Here is a 16,456-nt window from a genome sequence, read left to right as displayed (position 1 = left end):
CCAATCCCAGTGCAACGACCTCCGGTTTTCGACTGTTTTGAGAGATCGCGGGATAGGTGTGCCCAGAGAATGGTGATCTCTTCACTTGTAACAAGTTTGCGACACGTCCCATCTGAACTGTGCTCAGGTTTGTCTGCTCGCCTCTGAATACTTCAATAGAAATTGTGACAAAGCCTCAATCTCCTGAGTAAGTGGTCTATCGCCTTCGAGAGAAGGAGACATACCTCGCACTTGCACATAGGTGTTTTGAAGGAACCCTCCCATCTGGCTACAAGTGTTCCGCAGTTCCGTTGCCTGGCAAGCGATAAGCAACTCGATTGCCGCCAGGCTCAACACGTTATCGACAATACGGTCCAATGCGGCGACAGCAGTGGGAGAACCTGTCAGGCAATCCTCCACCCCGTTGGCATTCACGCTTGGCCAAATCGGCGCCGGTTGTGCGCTATGCGCGATTTCAGACACCAGAGCCTCGGCAACTTTCATGACCGGGGCGAACCCGTTAGACGAACTGTTCGGCATGGCAAGGAAGTTGGGCAAACCGCTGAATTCTGGATTCAGGAGCTTGGACACTCGTGCCAATTGCGCCATCGCCAAAGGCACGAAGGATCGGCTCAGTGTTTCTGTCACCCTGGTGATGTCAGAAGAGAAATAGGCGCCGCACGACACCATCCTTTCGCTGTCCGCAAGTGCAACCGGATTGTCGCTGGAACTGTTGATTTCAACCTGTAGACATCCAAGAGCCTGGTCCAGTGCAGTGCGTGCCGAACCGTGGATCTGCACAACATTGCGGAATGACAGTGGATCCTGCAAGCGCCTGGCTTGTTTGGGATCCATTAGATCGCTTCCGGCCAACCTCCTGCATAGGCCCTCGCCAACTTCAAGATGACCAGCATGAGGTTTGATGGCCAGAATACTCGCGCACAAAGGGCCGGTATTAGCCCGGAACCCTTCCATCGACATGGCCGCAGAAGTCTGAGTGGCTTCGAATGCAGCGATAGCTTTTGACACGGATAGCGCCGCCATTCCGACAACCATGCAAGAGTGATTTGCCAGCGCCAAACCTTCGCGCGGTGCAAGCTTCAATGGCGCTATACCATGCGACCGCATGACCTCGGCGCTCGCTCCTATGCTTCCGTCAGGTCCGCGCATTTCTCCTTCGCCAATCAGCGCCAGCCCGATTGTGGCATTTAGTACCAAATCCGCCGCGCCGATTGATCCCAGCGAACCCACCACCGGAACCAGACCGGCGTTCAGACAGTCTGCTATGTGCCGGGCGACCTCGGGCCGGGCCGCGCTGTATCCGTCAAGCATCGTGTTCAACCGAATGATCAACCCTGCCCTGACCGTTTCTGGCAGCATTGGTGGACCAATCGCATGAGCCCGACCGCGCAGAGTCTGCACCGAGAAATCAGACAAGACCTCGGCATCAAGCACTTCGGTGGCCCGTGCGCCAAGGCCGGTTGTCACCCCATAAACCGGAGTTTTTTCATCGATAGCCTTCTCGACCAGAGCATGCGTCCGGGCCATCTTGCGCAGCCCTTTTGAGCTCAGATCCAAACGCCAGCTTTCGCGCGCTGCCCGAACAAGCGCCTCGACCGTCAGAGGCACACTATCGAGCCGCAGAGTGTGCACGTCAGGCATCCCGGTACAGAAGGTTCTGCACGATCCCAAGCTCTCGGGCGCGCTCCAGTATCTTTGCGCCAAGGGCTATATCGCTTGTCGACATACCGCGATGCCAAAACAGGATGGTTTCATCATCTGCTTCGCGTCCCGGTTTCAGACCTGCGGCAATCTCGCCAATCTCGGCGTAGAACGAGTCCTCACTGACAAGTCCCGCATCGATATGTGGTCTGAGCGCGCCCAGATGACCGGCACGCATTTGTCCAAGATCGTCCATAACGAGCTTGTCGAAATTTTCGATGAAATCCATAGGCAATGTGCTCATGGTACCGTAAGGCACCACGAAGGCGCCCTTTTTGACCCAGGACCGATCAAAGAGTGGTGTCGGCGTTGTCAGGCGGGTTGCTTCAACCAGAATGTCCGCGCCATCCAGGCAACTTTGCCAGTCGTTGGTCACGATCACGTCTTTGCCCAAATCTTGGCGCAATCGCTCCCCAAACGTGTCCCGGCTTTCCGGGCGCCGTGAGTGCACCCGAATTTCTTCGAAGTCGAACAGATGGTCCAGCAACCGCACATTCCAATAAGACGTGCCGCGTGCCCCGACATGACCCAGAACTTTTGGCTTTCGGGGACCCAGCCATTTGGCCCCCAATGCGGTCAGCGCACCCGTTCTCATGTCAGTAATGCCCGCCGCGTCGATCACCGCGCGCGGCGCTCCGGTACGGGGGCAGAACAGATTCAACAGTGCCAATTCGGATGGCAAGCCGTGTTTATAGTTGTCAACAAAATCCCCAACAATCTTGACCCCGGCATAGTCCAGAGGTTCGACATACCCACGCAAGACATTGAAGTGCCCGTTAAAGGCCGGATCAGGTGTCAGGTGCATGCGCGGCTCGATCACGGTCTTGTTTCGACCAGCGGCAATCAGAGTCTGCTCGACCGCGTCCAGTATGTCGTCATTGCTGAGAGCCACCCGGTCAACTTCCCGGTGGCCTAGATACTCGATTTCTATACGAGCCATGTTCGCCATTCCCTTTTTTCCGCATGATGACGTTTCTGTGGTGTCGTTACAGACTAAAAAATGTGAGGCTTGCTTTAGATTTTCTGATTCCGAAAGGGTCAACGTGATGCGCCTTCCTCCGCTAAATGCGCTCAAAGCCTTCGAAGCAGCAGTGCGGTTAGGAGGGTTCACTCAGGCCGCGTCCGAGTTGGGAGTGACGCCTGCTGCAGTCAGCATGCAGGTTAAAAACGCTGAAGAATTTCTGGGCAAAACGCTCTTTCTCAGACAAAACAACCGCCTGCTACTGACGGACGCCGGGCGAACGTATTACCCGGCAATTTCCGAAGCTATAGCCGCGATATCTGACGCAACAGAAAAGCTGATGGAAATTGATGCCCGTTCTGGGATCGCAGTCAGTACGATCCAGTCTTTGGCAGAAAATTGGGTGGCACCGGCAGTTTCACGCTTTCGGGCCAAGTTTCCCAATACAGGAATCGAGCTTCGGATCGAAGCGGATCCAATCAATTTGCGGGACACGCGCACCGATCTCCGGATCACTTCTGAAAGCCACCTCTATCCGCATCACGATCACGTGCCGCTGTTCAAGGACGCAGCTCATCCGTTTTGTACGCAGGAGTTTTACGACAATCACATCGCAGGATCAGGGATTGCCAACCTGCCCGATCATCTGTTGATCCATACCGATTGGGGAGAGCAATATGCGTCGCACCCGACATGGGCCAACTGGTTTCGTACTGCTCAGATCGCACGGACGCCAGGCATGCGAAACGGTTTGCGCGTGGGCGGGTCAGCAATTGCCTTTGCGCTGGCAAAACAGGGGGCGGGCATCGCGTTGGTGCCCCGGACGCTCATAGACGCGAGACGCGCCGGTGATGACGGTTTCCATGTCGGAGAGTGCGGGCTGCCGATGCCGTATTCATACTTTGCGATTTTGCCCGAAACGTCTCGACACGTTGGCGACGCGGGTTGGAGTTTGACCCTTCAGACGTTTCTTGATGAACTGGTCCCGGTATCCGGCGCGGATGTCAAAACGATTGCCGAAACGCTCGGTTCAGGAAAAATCTCAAAAACATAAGCTTAAGAAGCTTTGCTGTCCGTGCTGGCTTCCTCTTCCTGAACCCAACTCTCTGCTTGCAACACCCCTGGCTGTGCTGTGCCGATAACACCAACAACTTGCACATCCCCGGTTTCCGAAGGCGCCGCAACCCGGACGCGCCGGATCAACGCGAGCATGGCAACCGCGACTCCGAGTCCGGCCAGAAGAAATTGCAACCCCCGCCCGCCAAACAGGGAAATTGAGTTTGGCCCTAGCATGGTTCCCACGAGTAAACCAATGTTCAGCAGCAGGACCATAGTGCCGCTGGCGGGCACGATCTGCGACAGCTTGAGTTGATCGTTCGCGTGCGCCGTGAGGATCGAATACGCCGGATACAGTCCTATCGCGATCAGAACAAACCCATAGACAATATGCGAGGGCGTTGTGTCGATCGCCATCCAGAGGCTTGCCAGAGCCGTTATGACCCCCAACCCGATGACCACATACCGCCGATCGGTCTGATCGGACAGCCAACCGATTGGGTATTGAACAACTGCTCCGGCGATTAGCGCGGCAACCAACGCTCCGGAAGCCTGCGCCGCAGTGAAACCCTGTTGCAATGCGTAAAGAGGCAGCGTGATGTAAGATGCCGCAACACCGATACTGACAAGAACAATACCGATGACGGCGATTGGTGACACCTTGTACAGGCCGGGCACCGACATGCGCTCGGGCGCGGTGTAATCAGGCGCTTTGTTGCCGGACAAAAGCAGCGGCACGATGGACAGGGAAATCAGAATGGAAACGAGGCCGAACAGAAGGTTTCCGGTGGGATCGGGGAACCCGACAAGAGCGGTCCCCAGGGCTGGTCCCGCAAGTTGGATAATGAAATAGAGCGACAGTACTTGAGCGCGCGTGCTGTTTTCTGACTTCGCGTTCAACCAGCTTTCGGTGATGACATAGAGACCCGGATAGCAGAATCCGCCAAGCAGCCGCATCGCGCTCCAGCTGATCGCGTCACTGGTCAGCAAATGCACGATGGCCGCGATGGAAACCAGTGACGCAAGGGCGGAAAATGCCCGGATATGCCCGACATTCTCAACCAGTCTCGGTGCCAGAGCGGTCCCAGCCAGCGCGCCCAGAGGATAGCTGGCCTGCATTACGGAAATTGTGAAGTCACTGAACCCAAGGCTTGCACCACGGATCGTTAACAAGGTCGCCAAAAGGCCGTTGGCGACCATCAGCATCAACATCCCGAGGAACAATGCCCAGTTTTCGTTTAAAGCGCGTATCATAGCCAACGGCTACTTCGGGCGGCAGTGTGTGTATACTATCCTCGCGACATGCGAATGTCGCATGCCTATCGTCGCGCGTCTTGCTGCAAAGTTGATCTCTTGCGAAAGCTTCTGGTTAGATTTCGGGTTCAGGAATTCCCGGTCAGATCCTCGGCCAGCATGAGGGCGTTGTTGTCTGGGTCATAGAATGTCGCTGTCTTGACCATCCCCTCGACTACATCCGTCTCGCCGTCGAATTTCACGCCGGCTCCTTCCAGTTTCAGACGGGCATCATCGAGGTCGGCAATACCGAAGACCGGAACGCAATTCCCTGGCACCGGTTCGGTATGTTCACCCAGACCTATTGTTACACCATTGGTCGCGGAATGAAGCTCGGACCAGCCTGCCTCATCCGCATGATATATGGTTTTGAAACCAAGTACCTTCTCATACCAATCCGCGCTTTCATGACGATCTTTGACTGATAGCGCGATCGTTAAAGTGTTTTTCAGCGACACAAGTGACATAGCGGTTCCTGTTGATTAAAAAATGTAGTAACTATACTTTATGGACATTAATCTGCTTGTCAACATCACGTCAAGGGCCTGGTCCCTCCCAATTCTGGCAAGTCTTCACGCAGCGGTCCCCGGTAGGCAATCAAGGCTGCTGGCTGCAACTGGCGCCAGCAGAACTGCCTTAACGCAAAGCATAGATCATCTGATCAGAATCGGTTTGCTGGAGCGGAATCCGGGGCATGGGCACCCTCTCAGACCGGAATTCCGGTTGACCGCTACGGGTAGGCAGGTTGCAGTGACCGCTCATAAAATCATGGCGATGACCGAAGTAAATAGTCTGAAATTGCTCCGTAAATCGTGGACTGTACCGATATTGGCTTCGTTGCGCACGCCGCGGCATTTCACTGAAATCAGTAATGAGCTTGCCCCGATTAGCGACCGGGCGCTTTCCCAGTCCTTGAAAGCGATGGAACAGAGCGACTGGGTGCGCCGAAGCGTCATTCAATCGGTGTATCCACCAAGGTCTCTCTATGAAGCGGTCAAAACGGGCAGAAAAATCAACGTGATCCTGACGTCCGAGAACAGCCTCGGATGATCGCCGAGGTTCTGTGGCGATCTTTTACGAACCATGACCTGTTTAGGCGATTGAAATGGAGCTAAACGGCCAGTTCTGTGAATTGACGGCTCGAACAGATGCCCGGAGTGAAAACCGGGCTTTCGCTGCTTGCGGCACTTGTGCCCGCTAATGCAGACGAGTGTCGATTGACACTCATCACATTGCGATGCGTCTGTCATGCATCAGATGTAATCAGCTTCGCGGCCAGACCAAGGAACACCACACCCGCCAACCTCTGCAAAACAGTCTGTGTCTTTTGTGAATTCGAGAGGCGTTCACCGGCAAGGCCGGCCAAAGCTGCGAGACCTCCGAACAGGATTAGGGTTACTCCAGTCATGGTCAGGCCCAGAAGTAGAAGCTGTGTCTCGACACTTCCAAGAGCGGGATCGACGAATTGCGGCAGAAAGGCCAGCATAAAGATCGCCACCTTAGGGTTGGATATGTTCATGACCAGCCCCCGGCAAATCAGGCGCGACGCGGAAGATTGGGCGGCACCTTGCGCGTTCAGATTTCTCGCACCCGCACGAAGTGCACCCCATGCCAAGTAGACGAGGTAAGCGGCCCCCAGGGTCTTCAAGACAGTGAACGCCGAAGGCATGGCCTGCATCACGGCAGCCAGCCCAACGGTCACAGCGAGAGTGTGAAGAAGAAGCCCTGAACACAGGCCAATAGTCACCAGCACCCCTGCGCGCCGTCCAGATACCGCCGATTGCGTCAGCACGAAGATATTGTCGGGACCGGGAACAAGCGCCAGCAATGCCGATGTGCTCACAAAGATTATCAGGGTTTCAGCGGTCAGCATTTTCGAGTCCTTGGGCGTTTCTGGTTTCGTGGTGCCTGGCCAACTGGAATAAGCCAGTCGCCATGATGGCGCAAAGAGATAGACCGGTGCTCAGCGGCAGGGCAGTTTCATCGTAGTAGAGACCAGTCACGTAACCCGCAGCGACACCGAGAATGATCTGGATACTGCCGATCGCGGCAGATGCGGTGCCTGCGCGGGCTGCAAAAGGCTGCATGGCGCGGGCCGTCGCATTGGGCAGAACGATAGACAGACCAAAGACTACGCCGGCGGCAGGGGCAGCAACAGCAAGGGGCGTTCGAACCTGCAACAGTGAAAAGGTCAACATGAGCCCTCCACCCAGCAGCGATACAACGAGCCCCAAGGCTGAGACCAGATGAAAGGGCATCCGTTTTAATAGCCACGCATTTAACAGGGCGCCGCACAGCAGAGCCGAGGCCGACAGAGCGAAGTAGTAGCCGTATCGTTCGGCGGGCAAACCAAATCCGTCGATCAAAACTGCCGGCGAGGCCGTGATGTAGCACAGCATGCTGGCATAGATGAAACCTCCGGCCAGCATATAGGCACGCGAGGTTGGATGCCCGAGCACGCGGGCATAGCTTTGCAGAGACCCTCGCAGGTCAACCGATCCACCATGTGTGGCCGGGGCAGTTTCTCCATACCAGAGAATCGAGATCGACAAGGCCAGTGCGGACAGTGCGGCAAGCGCCCAGAACACCCCCGCAACACCAAAGCCTGCTACCAGAACACCACCGATGGTTGGGGCGATCAGGGGACCGAAAGCCATGGCGAACATGACCATGGCCATGGCTCGTTCCGCTCGCGCACCCGTGTAACAATCCCGCAGGATGGCGCGCGCGATGACCGGACCACAACCTGCCCCCATGCCTTGCAGGAACCGCAGCGCATAAAGTGCTTCTATCGAGGCTGCCCATAGCGACAACACGCTGGTCAAGGCAAAGATGGCCAGCCCGGCCAACAGGACGGGTTTTCGTCCATACCTGTCCGAAAATGGCCCGTAAAAAGGTTGCATCACGGCATATCCCAGCAGGAACAGGCTGACGATGGCATGGGTCGCGGACACGTCCACGGCAAAAAGCTCGGCCAGGGCTGGGATGGCTGGCAGCGAAATGTCGGTTGCGATCGCTGTCAGGCTGGTCAGCCCGCCCAGAAACGCGAGCATCGGGGCGTCACTTCGTGCTAGTGTATTGGTCGTATCGGTCAATCAGGGCTCCGCACGAGAGTCTTCAGTTAGCGGAGCATGTCTCTTCAGGTCGTTTTCTTCTGTCCTTCCAAAAGGGGGACAAAGGCGGCGTCAGCGGTCTGCGCCGCAAAGCGTGAACAGGGCTGATTTTGAGTTGACGCCCAGCTTAGCATAGGCCCGTTTGCGGTAGGTAACGACGGTGCTTGGGGCGACGTTAAACTCCCAAGCGATTGCTTCTGCTGTCTTGCCGCGCAGGATACCTTCGCAAATTTCACGCTCACGGTCGGACAGTGAGAGCAGTGGGCTGCGCATGTCCTGCGGTTGGCGGTCGGAAAAATGCAAAAGCGCCAACTGCCCCAAAACATCCAGCAACGGGCTGTTTGCCATTTCCGGTGCGAACGCCCCGCTCTCGGTGAAACGGTAGAAATTCACTCCCAGACAGGCGGTGTCGCGCCGCGCCAGGACCGTCAGTTTGTCGGTGATGCCCGGCTTTTCAAAATAGCGGTGGCGATAAAGCGGCGCCATGTTGTGCATCAATTGGGCCAGCGAGAAAACATTCGTGCCGTCGCTATCCATCAGGCAGGCGATTTCCGGTTTCAGCGGATCATCGACATATCCGGTTTCCAGATATTCCTGCGCCAACCGGTTTGCATTCTTTTCCGGGTGGGTGTTGAAGGACAGATAACAGGCAGGTTTACCTGCTCCGTAGGAAAACACCATCACCTGATCGGCCCCTAGCAAGGAATCTGCCAGATCCAGGAAGGATTGGTTGAAACTCTTTTCACCTACCTTTGCGATGCAACCAGCCAAGCTGGCCAGCGTGTCGGGCGTGCAAAAGACAGAATTGTGCGCAATGTCAGGCATGCGCACATTCTGATGAATTTTCAAAGGGCTGGCAACGGCGGCGTCACGCTTGTTCAAGATGGCTCTGTGCAAAGCGGATCATCTCTATCGCCCGGGTTACGTCCCCAAGTTCACGCGCCATCAGCAGGCTCAGCTTACACAGGAAGAGTTCGCGGTCGTTTTCAGCGACGGTGTCCAGAGCCTTGGCCATGTCTTCGTAGAAGATTTCGAGATCAGAGAAATATAGCGGCATCAGTTAGTCTCCTTCTTGCCAAAGGCGGCTTTCATCTGGGCAGCAATTTCATCCACTGCACCGTTTTCCCAGATACCCGCGAGATAGCCGTCGGGGCGGATCAGCAAAGTCGCACTGGACTGAATGCCCAGACGGGCCTGAAGGCGCTGTAGGACATCGTCGCCAAAACTTTCGCGGATTTGCCAGGCGGTGATCACCTCCAGCTGTGGATCGAAGTCACCAAGGGATGTCCTGAGGCCCGTAAGCTCTGACGAAGTCGCGTCGCCCAGTACAACTAGCGTGAATCCGTTGCCAAGCAGATCACTGAGATAAGTTCGGTCCGACAGTTTCTCGTCCGGCATGACCGCTCCGATACCTGTCGGCGCAGCGTCATTGGTCAGGACAGCGCCGCCAGCGGAATAGACATAAGGTTCCATTTGGCGCGGATTGGCGAACTCCCCGGCCCATTCATGATCAAGCGACAGGGACAGAGCTGCATCTCGCATGAGCGCCCAGCCCTTGGTGGGTGGGGTCATGAATCGCGCGGATTTCGAAGCGTTGGCAAACACATCCAGCGTTGCGCCGCGCCGTTCAGGGCTGTAGCTGTCAATCAGTCTCTCATCGCTCAGCCCTTTCAGCACTCGCGCAAGTTTCCAACCTGCGTTTTCTGCATCGGCCAATCCGTTATTGAGCCCGCGCACCCCAAAAATAGGCACGATGTGGGCGCTGTCTCCAATGAAGATCACTCGACCGTCGCGGTAGTCATCCAGTGCAAGCGTATTGGCCGAATAAATGCTCCACCATTCCAATTCCCAGTCGCCATCATAGCCGATATCGTCGAGAATCCGGGCCACGTTGGCGCGAATATTGTCTTCCAAAATAGCTTCTTCTTCGGATTGCCCCTCGGGAAGCTGATAGTCCACGCGCCAGATATTGTCGGGCTGACGGTGGATCAGGATGGTCTTGTCAGGGTTCGACTTGCTGTCGAACAAGGCCCGGCGGATGGTGGGATAGTCGTGATCCATCTGCACGTCGGCAATCACATACCGACCCGGGAAATTATTGCCTTTCAGGCGCAGCCCCCGCATCGTGCGGATCGGGCTGCGCGCGCCATCGGCGGCCAGTATCCATTCAGCATCACAGGTATAGTCACCATTAGTGTCACGGACGCTCAGCGTTATCCCATTTTCTGTTTCTTCGATGCCTGTCACCTCGCTGCACCAGCGGGTCTCGATCAGGTCGGAAGCCTCGGCCGCATCCCATAGGTACTGCTCAATATACTGTTGCTGTATATTGTACATCGGCAGGTATTTCTCGCTTTCGGTATGCGGCATTTCAAACTCCAGGATCTGCTTGCCACGATAGAAGCTGCGCCCCTTGGTCCAGCCGTAAGCCTTGTCGACAAAAGCCTTCACGACCCCTGCGCGTTCAAACGCCTGGTAACTGCTGCGTTGAATGCAGATCGCCCGACTGCCGTCGTTGAACGTGTCCTTGTTATCGAACAGGACCGAAGGGATGCCGAACCGCGCCAAGGTCAGGGCGGCGAACATGCCCACGGGACCCGCGCCGACAATGGCCACTTTGAACGTTTTCCTCACCAGAACATGATCCCGTTGCGGTGCGGTAAATGTGGGGTAATTGAAATACAGCGAGTCTAATTCGCCCTTTCCTGCAGGTCGCAACGTGTGATCCTCCTGATAGTTGACGCGTTGACTATCAGGATGGCCAAGGCAGCTCGTCCGTGCTGTCCCTCATTAAGGAGGACAGCCTTTCAAAGAGATCATGCACAAGCGCGGCGTATCGGCCGATCAAACGACTCTGAACCGATGGATCACTCGGTATTCCGCTGCAATCGCAGAAGCAGCGCGTCGACGGAAAGGGCCAGCTCAAGCCCGGAGTCTGTCCATTTCGTCAGTTCACAGAATTGGCCGCCTAACCTGCTGCATTGGTGAGTTCGCCTGGCCCAGCGAATATTGCGCAACAGAACCGTTCTTTAGACCGCAATCACAAGGACAATCAGAAACAACATTGTCATCACGCCGCCGACTCTCGAAAAGTCTTTGACTGAATACCCGCCAGGCCCCATGATCAGCGCATTCACCTGATGTGTAGGTATCAGGAAAGAATTCGATGTCGCCAGAGCCACGGTGATGGCAAACAATGCCGGATCAGCACCCAACCCAATCGCAATGTTTACTGCCAAGGGAACCAAAAGCACCGTAGCACCCACGTTGGACATCAGCAGGGTAAACACCGTTGCCAAGCCCGCGATCGCCGCCTGCGAAATCCAAATCGGGGCGTTGCCAAGCAGTTTCAGAACTTGCTGAGCAATCCACTCTGCCGTTCCGGTCGACTGCATTGCAACCCCAAGAGGAATTAGGCTGGCCAACAAGAACACCGTGCTCCAACTGACGGCGCCGTAGGCGTCATCAATGATCAAAACGCGACTAACGATCATTCCCGTGGCCCCGACAAGCAGGCAGATCGACAGTCTTAAGTCCGAAAACAGAACCAAACCAAGCGCGGTGGCAAAGAACAACAAAGCCCATCCCACCTTCTGGGGAACCAGTTCTTCGTGGGGGAAGTCCGAAGTCACGACGACAAAATCGCGGTTCTTTTCCAGTCGCACCAGCGCGTCCCATGGCGTGTGACACACCAGAGTATCACCCGCCAGATAGGGAATTTCACCAATATCCTCCTGATCGCTGGAAAGCGTCTCACCGCCCCGATAAATCGCCAGCGGCGCAAGGCCGTAGATTTTGCGCAACCAGCTCGACCGACCCGTTTCTCCGATCATACCGGACCCTGGAGGGATGACGACCTCAGCAATACCAGCCTTGTCCGGCTCCAACGCATCCGAAAATCGATCCAGCTTATCCAGTGATGCGAGCGAATAACGAGCATTGAATTGCTTCAGCGCTTCGACATCCGCGATAATCGCCAGCGCTCCGGGGGCTTCAATGACCATGTCACGCGGCGGTGCCATGATGACGGTTCCGCCCTGTTGAACAGCAATGATCTGGAGGTGGTTACTGCGTTGGATATCATCGACCGTCTGCCCACCAACGGTGTGATTTTCCGGCAAGGAAACTTCGTGGATTGTTCCGACGATCCCATACGTTGCATTGATATATTCTTCCACACTGAGACCCTCGGCCACGCCAACATCCTGTCTGGCAGGCAAAAGAAAACGGCCCAGCACCGTAAAATACACAAGTCCAGTCACGACCAATGCTGCGCCGACTGGCGTGACATCGAACAGGCCGAACGTATCCATCTGTTGCTGGGCCGGCAGCGTGTCGTTGATTGTCAGGATCAGGTCATTGAGCAGGATCAGGGGCGATGAGCCGACCATGGTCATGGTGCCGCCCAGAATGGCGCAGAACCCCATCGGCATCAGAAGGCGCGGCATCGACAAGCCGGTCCGCACGGATATCCGGGATACGACGGGTAAAAACAATGCAGCGGCTCCGACGTTCTGCATGAATGATGAGATAACGCCCACGGTCGATGAAATCAGCAACATGATCCGGGTTTCGGTCGTCCCGCCCACCCGCATGATCCAGCGGGCGACATGCGACAGGACCCCGGTTCGATCCAACCCGCCCCCGATGATCATGACGGCGATGATGGAAATCACCGCGTTGCTGGCGAATCCTTCAAACAGATGCCGGGGATCGGCCAGACCCTGTAAACCCGGCACGGCGGACAGAACGCCTAACGTGACCATAATCAGTATGGCCGCCACATCGACCCGGACGATTTCCGAGACAAAAAGGAACACCGTAACGCCCAACAGGATCAACACTACGACCATTTCTGTCGTGAGCCCGAATGCTTCCATCATGTTCTTCCAACCTTGGGTTTAAGGCCTGGCCCGCCTGCGCGATCAGGCCGTCGATGCCCCGCAAAAACCCCCACCGAAAGTCCTGGTGAGGGTCAAGTCTTGGGGATTTCAGATGTTCCCAGCGTGCCGCGCGCGTACAGCCTCCAGCAGCGGCCGCGGGTTGTTGCAGCGATCAATGGCTCCGTTGCGCACGAAATAGCCCCGGTCCACATCGACCAGAGTATCGCAATACACGCGCGTGTTTCTGAGCCTTGTTCGGGTATCCATCGCCTCCACAACCCGCGCAACGGTCGCATCATCGTCGGTATGCGGCACGGCGGGGTTGTCTCCGGCAAAGCGTAGATGCACCGATGCTTTCAAGCCGTGGGCGGAGGCCGCGTGATCCATTGCGGTAAGCCGCTCGGCCACAGGATCAGTATTTCCCAAGCGGAACACCGCGCCCACGATCCCGCAGGATTTCGGCTTCGCAGCCAGTGCGGCCAATTGGTCGGCATCCGTCGCGTTGAACCCGTGGTTTATGACGTGGAAATAGGTACCCTCGGCCTTGATGTCGTCCTTCGTGCGCATGCGAGAGATATAGATCGGTAAACCGGTTACCTGATGCGCATTGGTCAACTGATCAACCGAAGCCTCGACATCGCGCCAATTCATTGTGATTTCCCAGTCCTCCAGATTGCTTGCTTCGGCCGCGATCATGTCCAGCACCGATTGATTGACACTCCAACCGAACAGCGTTGTCCGAAACCCCAGATGTTTGAGAACGGCCAGTCGGGCGCGCCGCGCGGGATCCAGCAGATCATGGAGCGGTATGCGAATGTCGCGCACGCCCATCTCTTGCAGCGCCAGTAGGTGATAGTCGTTGCGCACGGGCTTTCGGTCAAACTCGTCCAGGCCGCCACTGGGCGGTACTTCCGAGATTTCGGCCCAGTTCTGGCGCAAGTCGAAACCGATCAACGGGCTGGTGTTCTCTCGCGGTTCCGGTGCCAGTTCCAGCATCTCGCCAGCCGGTTTTTCACCCGGTGACAACTCGACCCCGTTCGTGCGCACAAATTTGGTGACGTGACCATTTTCATAAACGTTGACCACGAAGTAACCCAGCTTGGCAGCATCATTGCGGCCAAATTCGCTGCCTTCGGGCGGGATCGCGCGCAGCATCTCCGAATAGTCCTGCCGGACAAAGCTGGTGGAAGGCGCAAGGTAGAAATCCGTTTCGCCATAGCGGTCATACCAGAAGTTGTGGGCATGACCCGAGAACATGGCCTCGACCCCATGCTTTTCGAGCAGCCCCAACAGCCAACCCCGGCCCGGTTGGTCGGTGTTGTCATAATGATCCAACTCGTCGGAGTAACATAGATAAGCCGGATGGTGCAGCATCAGCATAATGCGTTGCCCTTGGGCATCGGCCAGTTCAGCCTCAACCCATTGCTGTTGATCCGCCTCGGCCTGCAGCCCGGAATTGATCAACTGTGCATTCATCAGGACAAAGCGCACCCCACCCTTTTCAAAGCTGTGATACTGCGCCCCGAACTCACCTTCCCAGGCCTCGATCATTTCGGGCGTGGTTGGGCTGGCTGGTCCACCACTGATCGGCGTGTCACCTATATCGTGGTTACCCGGCAGAACGTGGATTGGCACGTTCACGTCGGACACAATTGCGCGGTAGGCTTCGGCGGCCTGCGCATACAGCACACCGGTTTCGGGTACGGGATGCAGCAGATCGCCAAGATGGATGACAAATTCCACATTCCTGCGATTGATGTCAGCAACGACGTAACGCAATCGTCGGTTGGCCCGGGCGTTCACGGGAAAAGGCGAATTGCACTTGTCCTCGTCCGGATTGACATGCGTATCCGAAATCACTGCAAAGCTGTATGCAAAGCGCCCCAAGCCAGCATTGTCTGCGTTACCCATGGAATTTTCCTTGTTCCTCGGAATTATCCGCCGGTTGTCAGCACGGAAGCCTGTCCCGTGCGCGAGGCGCGGATGCGGGATCGGATCAGCACGAATATCGACAGCGCCGTCAGCAGCCAGAACAGCCAGCAAATCGCGTTTCTGACAAAGATCGACAGGCTGCCATCAGACAACAGCAGGGACTGGCGGAAATTGTCCTCAAGAAGCGGTCCAAGAACGAAGGCGATCAGGAAAGGTGCAACCGGGATATCAAGCCGCAACATTGCGAAACCAACCAAGCCCATGCACAGCATCACCAGAATGTCGAACAGGTTGTTGTTCACCGCATAAGCGCCATAGACGCAAAGGGTGAAGACGATCGGATACAGGATACGGTTCGGGATCAGTGCAACGCGGCTGAAGGTCTTGATGGCGACTTTGCCCACGATAAACAGGTACGCGGAACTGAGTAATATCCCCATGAACAACGCGTAAATCATTGGCAGGTTTTCAGCGAAGAGGATGGGGCCAGGGCGCAAGCCATGGATCATGAAGGCACCAAGGATGACGGCCGTGATCACGTCCCCAGGCACGCCCAGTGCCAACAGTGGGATCATCGTCGCCCCGGCCACGCCGTTGTTCCCAGCCTCGGCCGCGGCAACGCCCTCGGGCTCACCCTTGCCGAAGTTTTCCGGATGTTTCGAATTTCTGCGCGCTTCGCTATAGCTCAGGAATGCCGCCGGGGCGCCGCCGATGCCGGGGATGGCCCCCAATATCACGCCGATGAAACTGCCTCGGATAACCGATTTTAAGGTATTACGGAATTCAGCAAAGCTCGCACCGCTACCCAGTTCCTGACGCTGTGCGCCGGGCGGACGGGGACGGCGCGTCGCACGGTCCAGAATTTCAGGGATCGCAAAAAGGCCGATGAGCACCGGAATAAAGTTCAGCCCGGACATCAGCTCGTAATTGCCAAAGATGAACCGGTTCGTGCCATAGATCAGATCCAACCCAACAGTGGCCAACATCAGCCCGAGGCAAGCAGACAGGATACCTTTGGTCAGGCTCGGACCCGCGACACCTGCGATTATCGTCAGGGAAAAGACGATCAGAGTGAAGAACTCTGGCGGACCAAAGCGCAGTGCAAAGGTTGCCAGAAAACCGGCGAACATGATCAGGGCGATGTTCGAGATCAGATCGGCCACACAGGATGCGTAAAGCGCTATATCCAACGCCTTTCGCGCCTGTCCCTTTTGGGCCAGCGGATACCCGTCCAGAATGGTACAGGACGCAGCCGGGGTTCCGGGCGTTTTGATCAGGATCGCTGTCAGTGACCCTCCATACAAGCCGCCTTTATATACGCCCAGCAACAGCAGGATGCCGGTCACAGGCGGCATCGTAAACGTAAAAGGCAGGGCCAGAGCCACACCCATTGGTGTCGTCATCCCCGGTATCGCACCGATGATGGTACCGATCAGTACGCCGATGCCTATTACCAGAATGTTCTCGAAGCTGAGGAATAGCTGAAATGCCGTGGAAATATTCTCGATCATGCTCAC

General features: G+C 56.3%; 14 protein-coding genes and 1 pseudogene. 3 read left to right on the top strand and 12 right to left on the bottom strand.

Annotated features, from left to right (window positions below):
• Nucleotides 1-123: 123 nt before the first annotated feature.
• Together ACR0NW_RS10245 and ACR0NW_RS10240 are read right to left on the bottom strand one after the other, a co-directional pair.
• A complete protein-coding gene (locus ACR0NW_RS10245; RefSeq protein ID WP_480791645.1) occupies nucleotides 124-1,632 on the bottom strand; it encodes an aromatic amino acid lyase in 1,509 nt (502 codons plus the stop codon).
• Nucleotide 1,633: 1 nt separating this feature from the next.
• The gene (locus ACR0NW_RS10240) at nucleotides 1,634-2,641 is read right to left on the bottom strand and encodes an ornithine cyclodeaminase family protein (protein WP_480791644.1); all 1,008 of its coding nucleotides are present in this window, start codon (nucleotides 2,639-2,641) and stop codon (nucleotides 1,634-1,636) included.
• A gap of 106 nt (nucleotides 2,642-2,747) precedes the next feature.
• Between ACR0NW_RS10240 and ACR0NW_RS10235 the strand changes: the two genes are divergently transcribed.
• Complete coding sequence (locus ACR0NW_RS10235) at nucleotides 2,748-3,716, top strand: LysR family transcriptional regulator (protein ID WP_480791643.1); 969 nt, start codon at nucleotides 2,748-2,750, stop codon at nucleotides 3,714-3,716.
• A gap of 2 nt (nucleotides 3,717-3,718) precedes the next feature.
• On the opposite strand, the gene ACR0NW_RS10230 is transcribed toward ACR0NW_RS10235, so the two are convergent.
• Together ACR0NW_RS10230 and ACR0NW_RS10225 are read right to left on the bottom strand one after the other, a co-directional pair.
• Nucleotides 3,719-4,972, bottom strand: coding sequence for an MFS transporter (locus tag ACR0NW_RS10230; RefSeq protein ID WP_480791642.1), 1,254 nt, complete (start codon nucleotides 4,970-4,972; stop codon nucleotides 3,719-3,721).
• Between the two features lie 128 nt (nucleotides 4,973-5,100).
• The gene (locus tag ACR0NW_RS10225; protein ID WP_480791641.1) at nucleotides 5,101-5,478 is read right to left on the bottom strand and encodes a VOC family protein; all 378 of its coding nucleotides are present in this window, start codon (nucleotides 5,476-5,478) and stop codon (nucleotides 5,101-5,103) included.
• Nucleotides 5,479-5,518: 40 nt separating this feature from the next.
• Here ACR0NW_RS10225 and ACR0NW_RS10220 point away from each other — a divergent pair, with 40 nt between their 5' ends.
• Nucleotides 5,519-6,061: a winged helix-turn-helix transcriptional regulator gene (locus ACR0NW_RS10220; protein WP_480791640.1), complete on the top strand. Its 543-nt coding sequence runs from the start codon at nucleotides 5,519-5,521 to the stop codon at nucleotides 6,059-6,061.
• A gap of 196 nt (nucleotides 6,062-6,257) precedes the next feature.
• Here ACR0NW_RS10220 and ACR0NW_RS10215 read toward each other — a convergent pair whose 3' ends face one another.
• The 5 genes from ACR0NW_RS10215 to ACR0NW_RS10195 all read right to left on the bottom strand — a co-directional run bounded on the left by ACR0NW_RS10215 (nucleotide 6,258) and on the right by ACR0NW_RS10195 (nucleotide 10,758).
• Nucleotides 6,258-6,884, bottom strand: coding sequence for a LysE family translocator (locus ACR0NW_RS10215; RefSeq protein ID WP_480791639.1), 627 nt, complete (start codon nucleotides 6,882-6,884; stop codon nucleotides 6,258-6,260).
• A complete protein-coding gene (locus tag ACR0NW_RS10210; RefSeq protein ID WP_480791638.1) occupies nucleotides 6,871-8,106 on the bottom strand; it encodes a multidrug effflux MFS transporter in 1,236 nt (411 codons plus the stop codon). The genes ACR0NW_RS10215 and ACR0NW_RS10210 overlap by 14 nt, the downstream gene beginning before the upstream one ends.
• Before the next feature lie 90 nt (nucleotides 8,107-8,196).
• A complete protein-coding gene (locus ACR0NW_RS10205) occupies nucleotides 8,197-8,949 on the bottom strand; it encodes a helix-turn-helix transcriptional regulator (protein ID WP_480791637.1) in 753 nt (250 codons plus the stop codon).
• A gap of 43 nt (nucleotides 8,950-8,992) precedes the next feature.
• Nucleotides 8,993-9,181 carry a hypothetical protein gene (locus ACR0NW_RS10200; protein ID WP_480791636.1) on the bottom strand — a complete coding sequence of 63 codons (189 nt, stop codon included), beginning with the start codon at nucleotides 9,179-9,181 and terminating at the stop codon, nucleotides 8,993-8,995.
• Entirely contained in the window at nucleotides 9,181-10,758 is a 1,578-nt protein-coding gene (locus ACR0NW_RS10195) for an FAD-dependent monooxygenase (RefSeq protein ID WP_480791635.1), read from the bottom strand. The genes ACR0NW_RS10200 and ACR0NW_RS10195 overlap by 1 nt, the downstream gene beginning before the upstream one ends.
• A gap of 175 nt (nucleotides 10,759-10,933) precedes the next feature.
• Between ACR0NW_RS10195 and ACR0NW_RS10190 the strand changes: the two are divergent.
• A pseudogene (locus ACR0NW_RS10190) lies at nucleotides 10,934-11,044 on the top strand (IS6 family transposase); the annotation flags it as partial.
• Nucleotides 11,045-11,153: 109 nt separating this feature from the next.
• Here ACR0NW_RS10190 and ACR0NW_RS10185 read toward each other — a convergent pair.
• The 3 genes from ACR0NW_RS10185 to ACR0NW_RS10175 all read right to left on the bottom strand — a co-directional run bounded on the left by ACR0NW_RS10185 (nucleotide 11,154) and on the right by ACR0NW_RS10175 (nucleotide 16,450).
• Complete coding sequence (locus ACR0NW_RS10185) at nucleotides 11,154-13,007, bottom strand: SLC13 family permease (RefSeq protein ID WP_480791634.1); 1,854 nt, start codon at nucleotides 13,005-13,007, stop codon at nucleotides 11,154-11,156.
• 108 nt (nucleotides 13,008-13,115) lie between these two features.
• Entirely contained in the window at nucleotides 13,116-14,918 is a 1,803-nt protein-coding gene (locus tag ACR0NW_RS10180; RefSeq protein ID WP_480791633.1) for a metallophosphoesterase family protein, read from the bottom strand.
• Nucleotides 14,919-14,941: 23 nt separating this feature from the next.
• Nucleotides 14,942-16,450: a tripartite tricarboxylate transporter permease gene (locus tag ACR0NW_RS10175; protein WP_480791632.1), complete on the bottom strand. Its 1,509-nt coding sequence runs from the start codon at nucleotides 16,448-16,450 to the stop codon at nucleotides 14,942-14,944.
• Nucleotides 16,451-16,456 lie beyond the last annotated feature (6 nt).

The sequence above is a fragment of the Ruegeria sp. CF5 genome (genome assembly GCF_056537325.1).
This window is presented reverse-complemented; position numbering and strand designations above follow the sequence as displayed.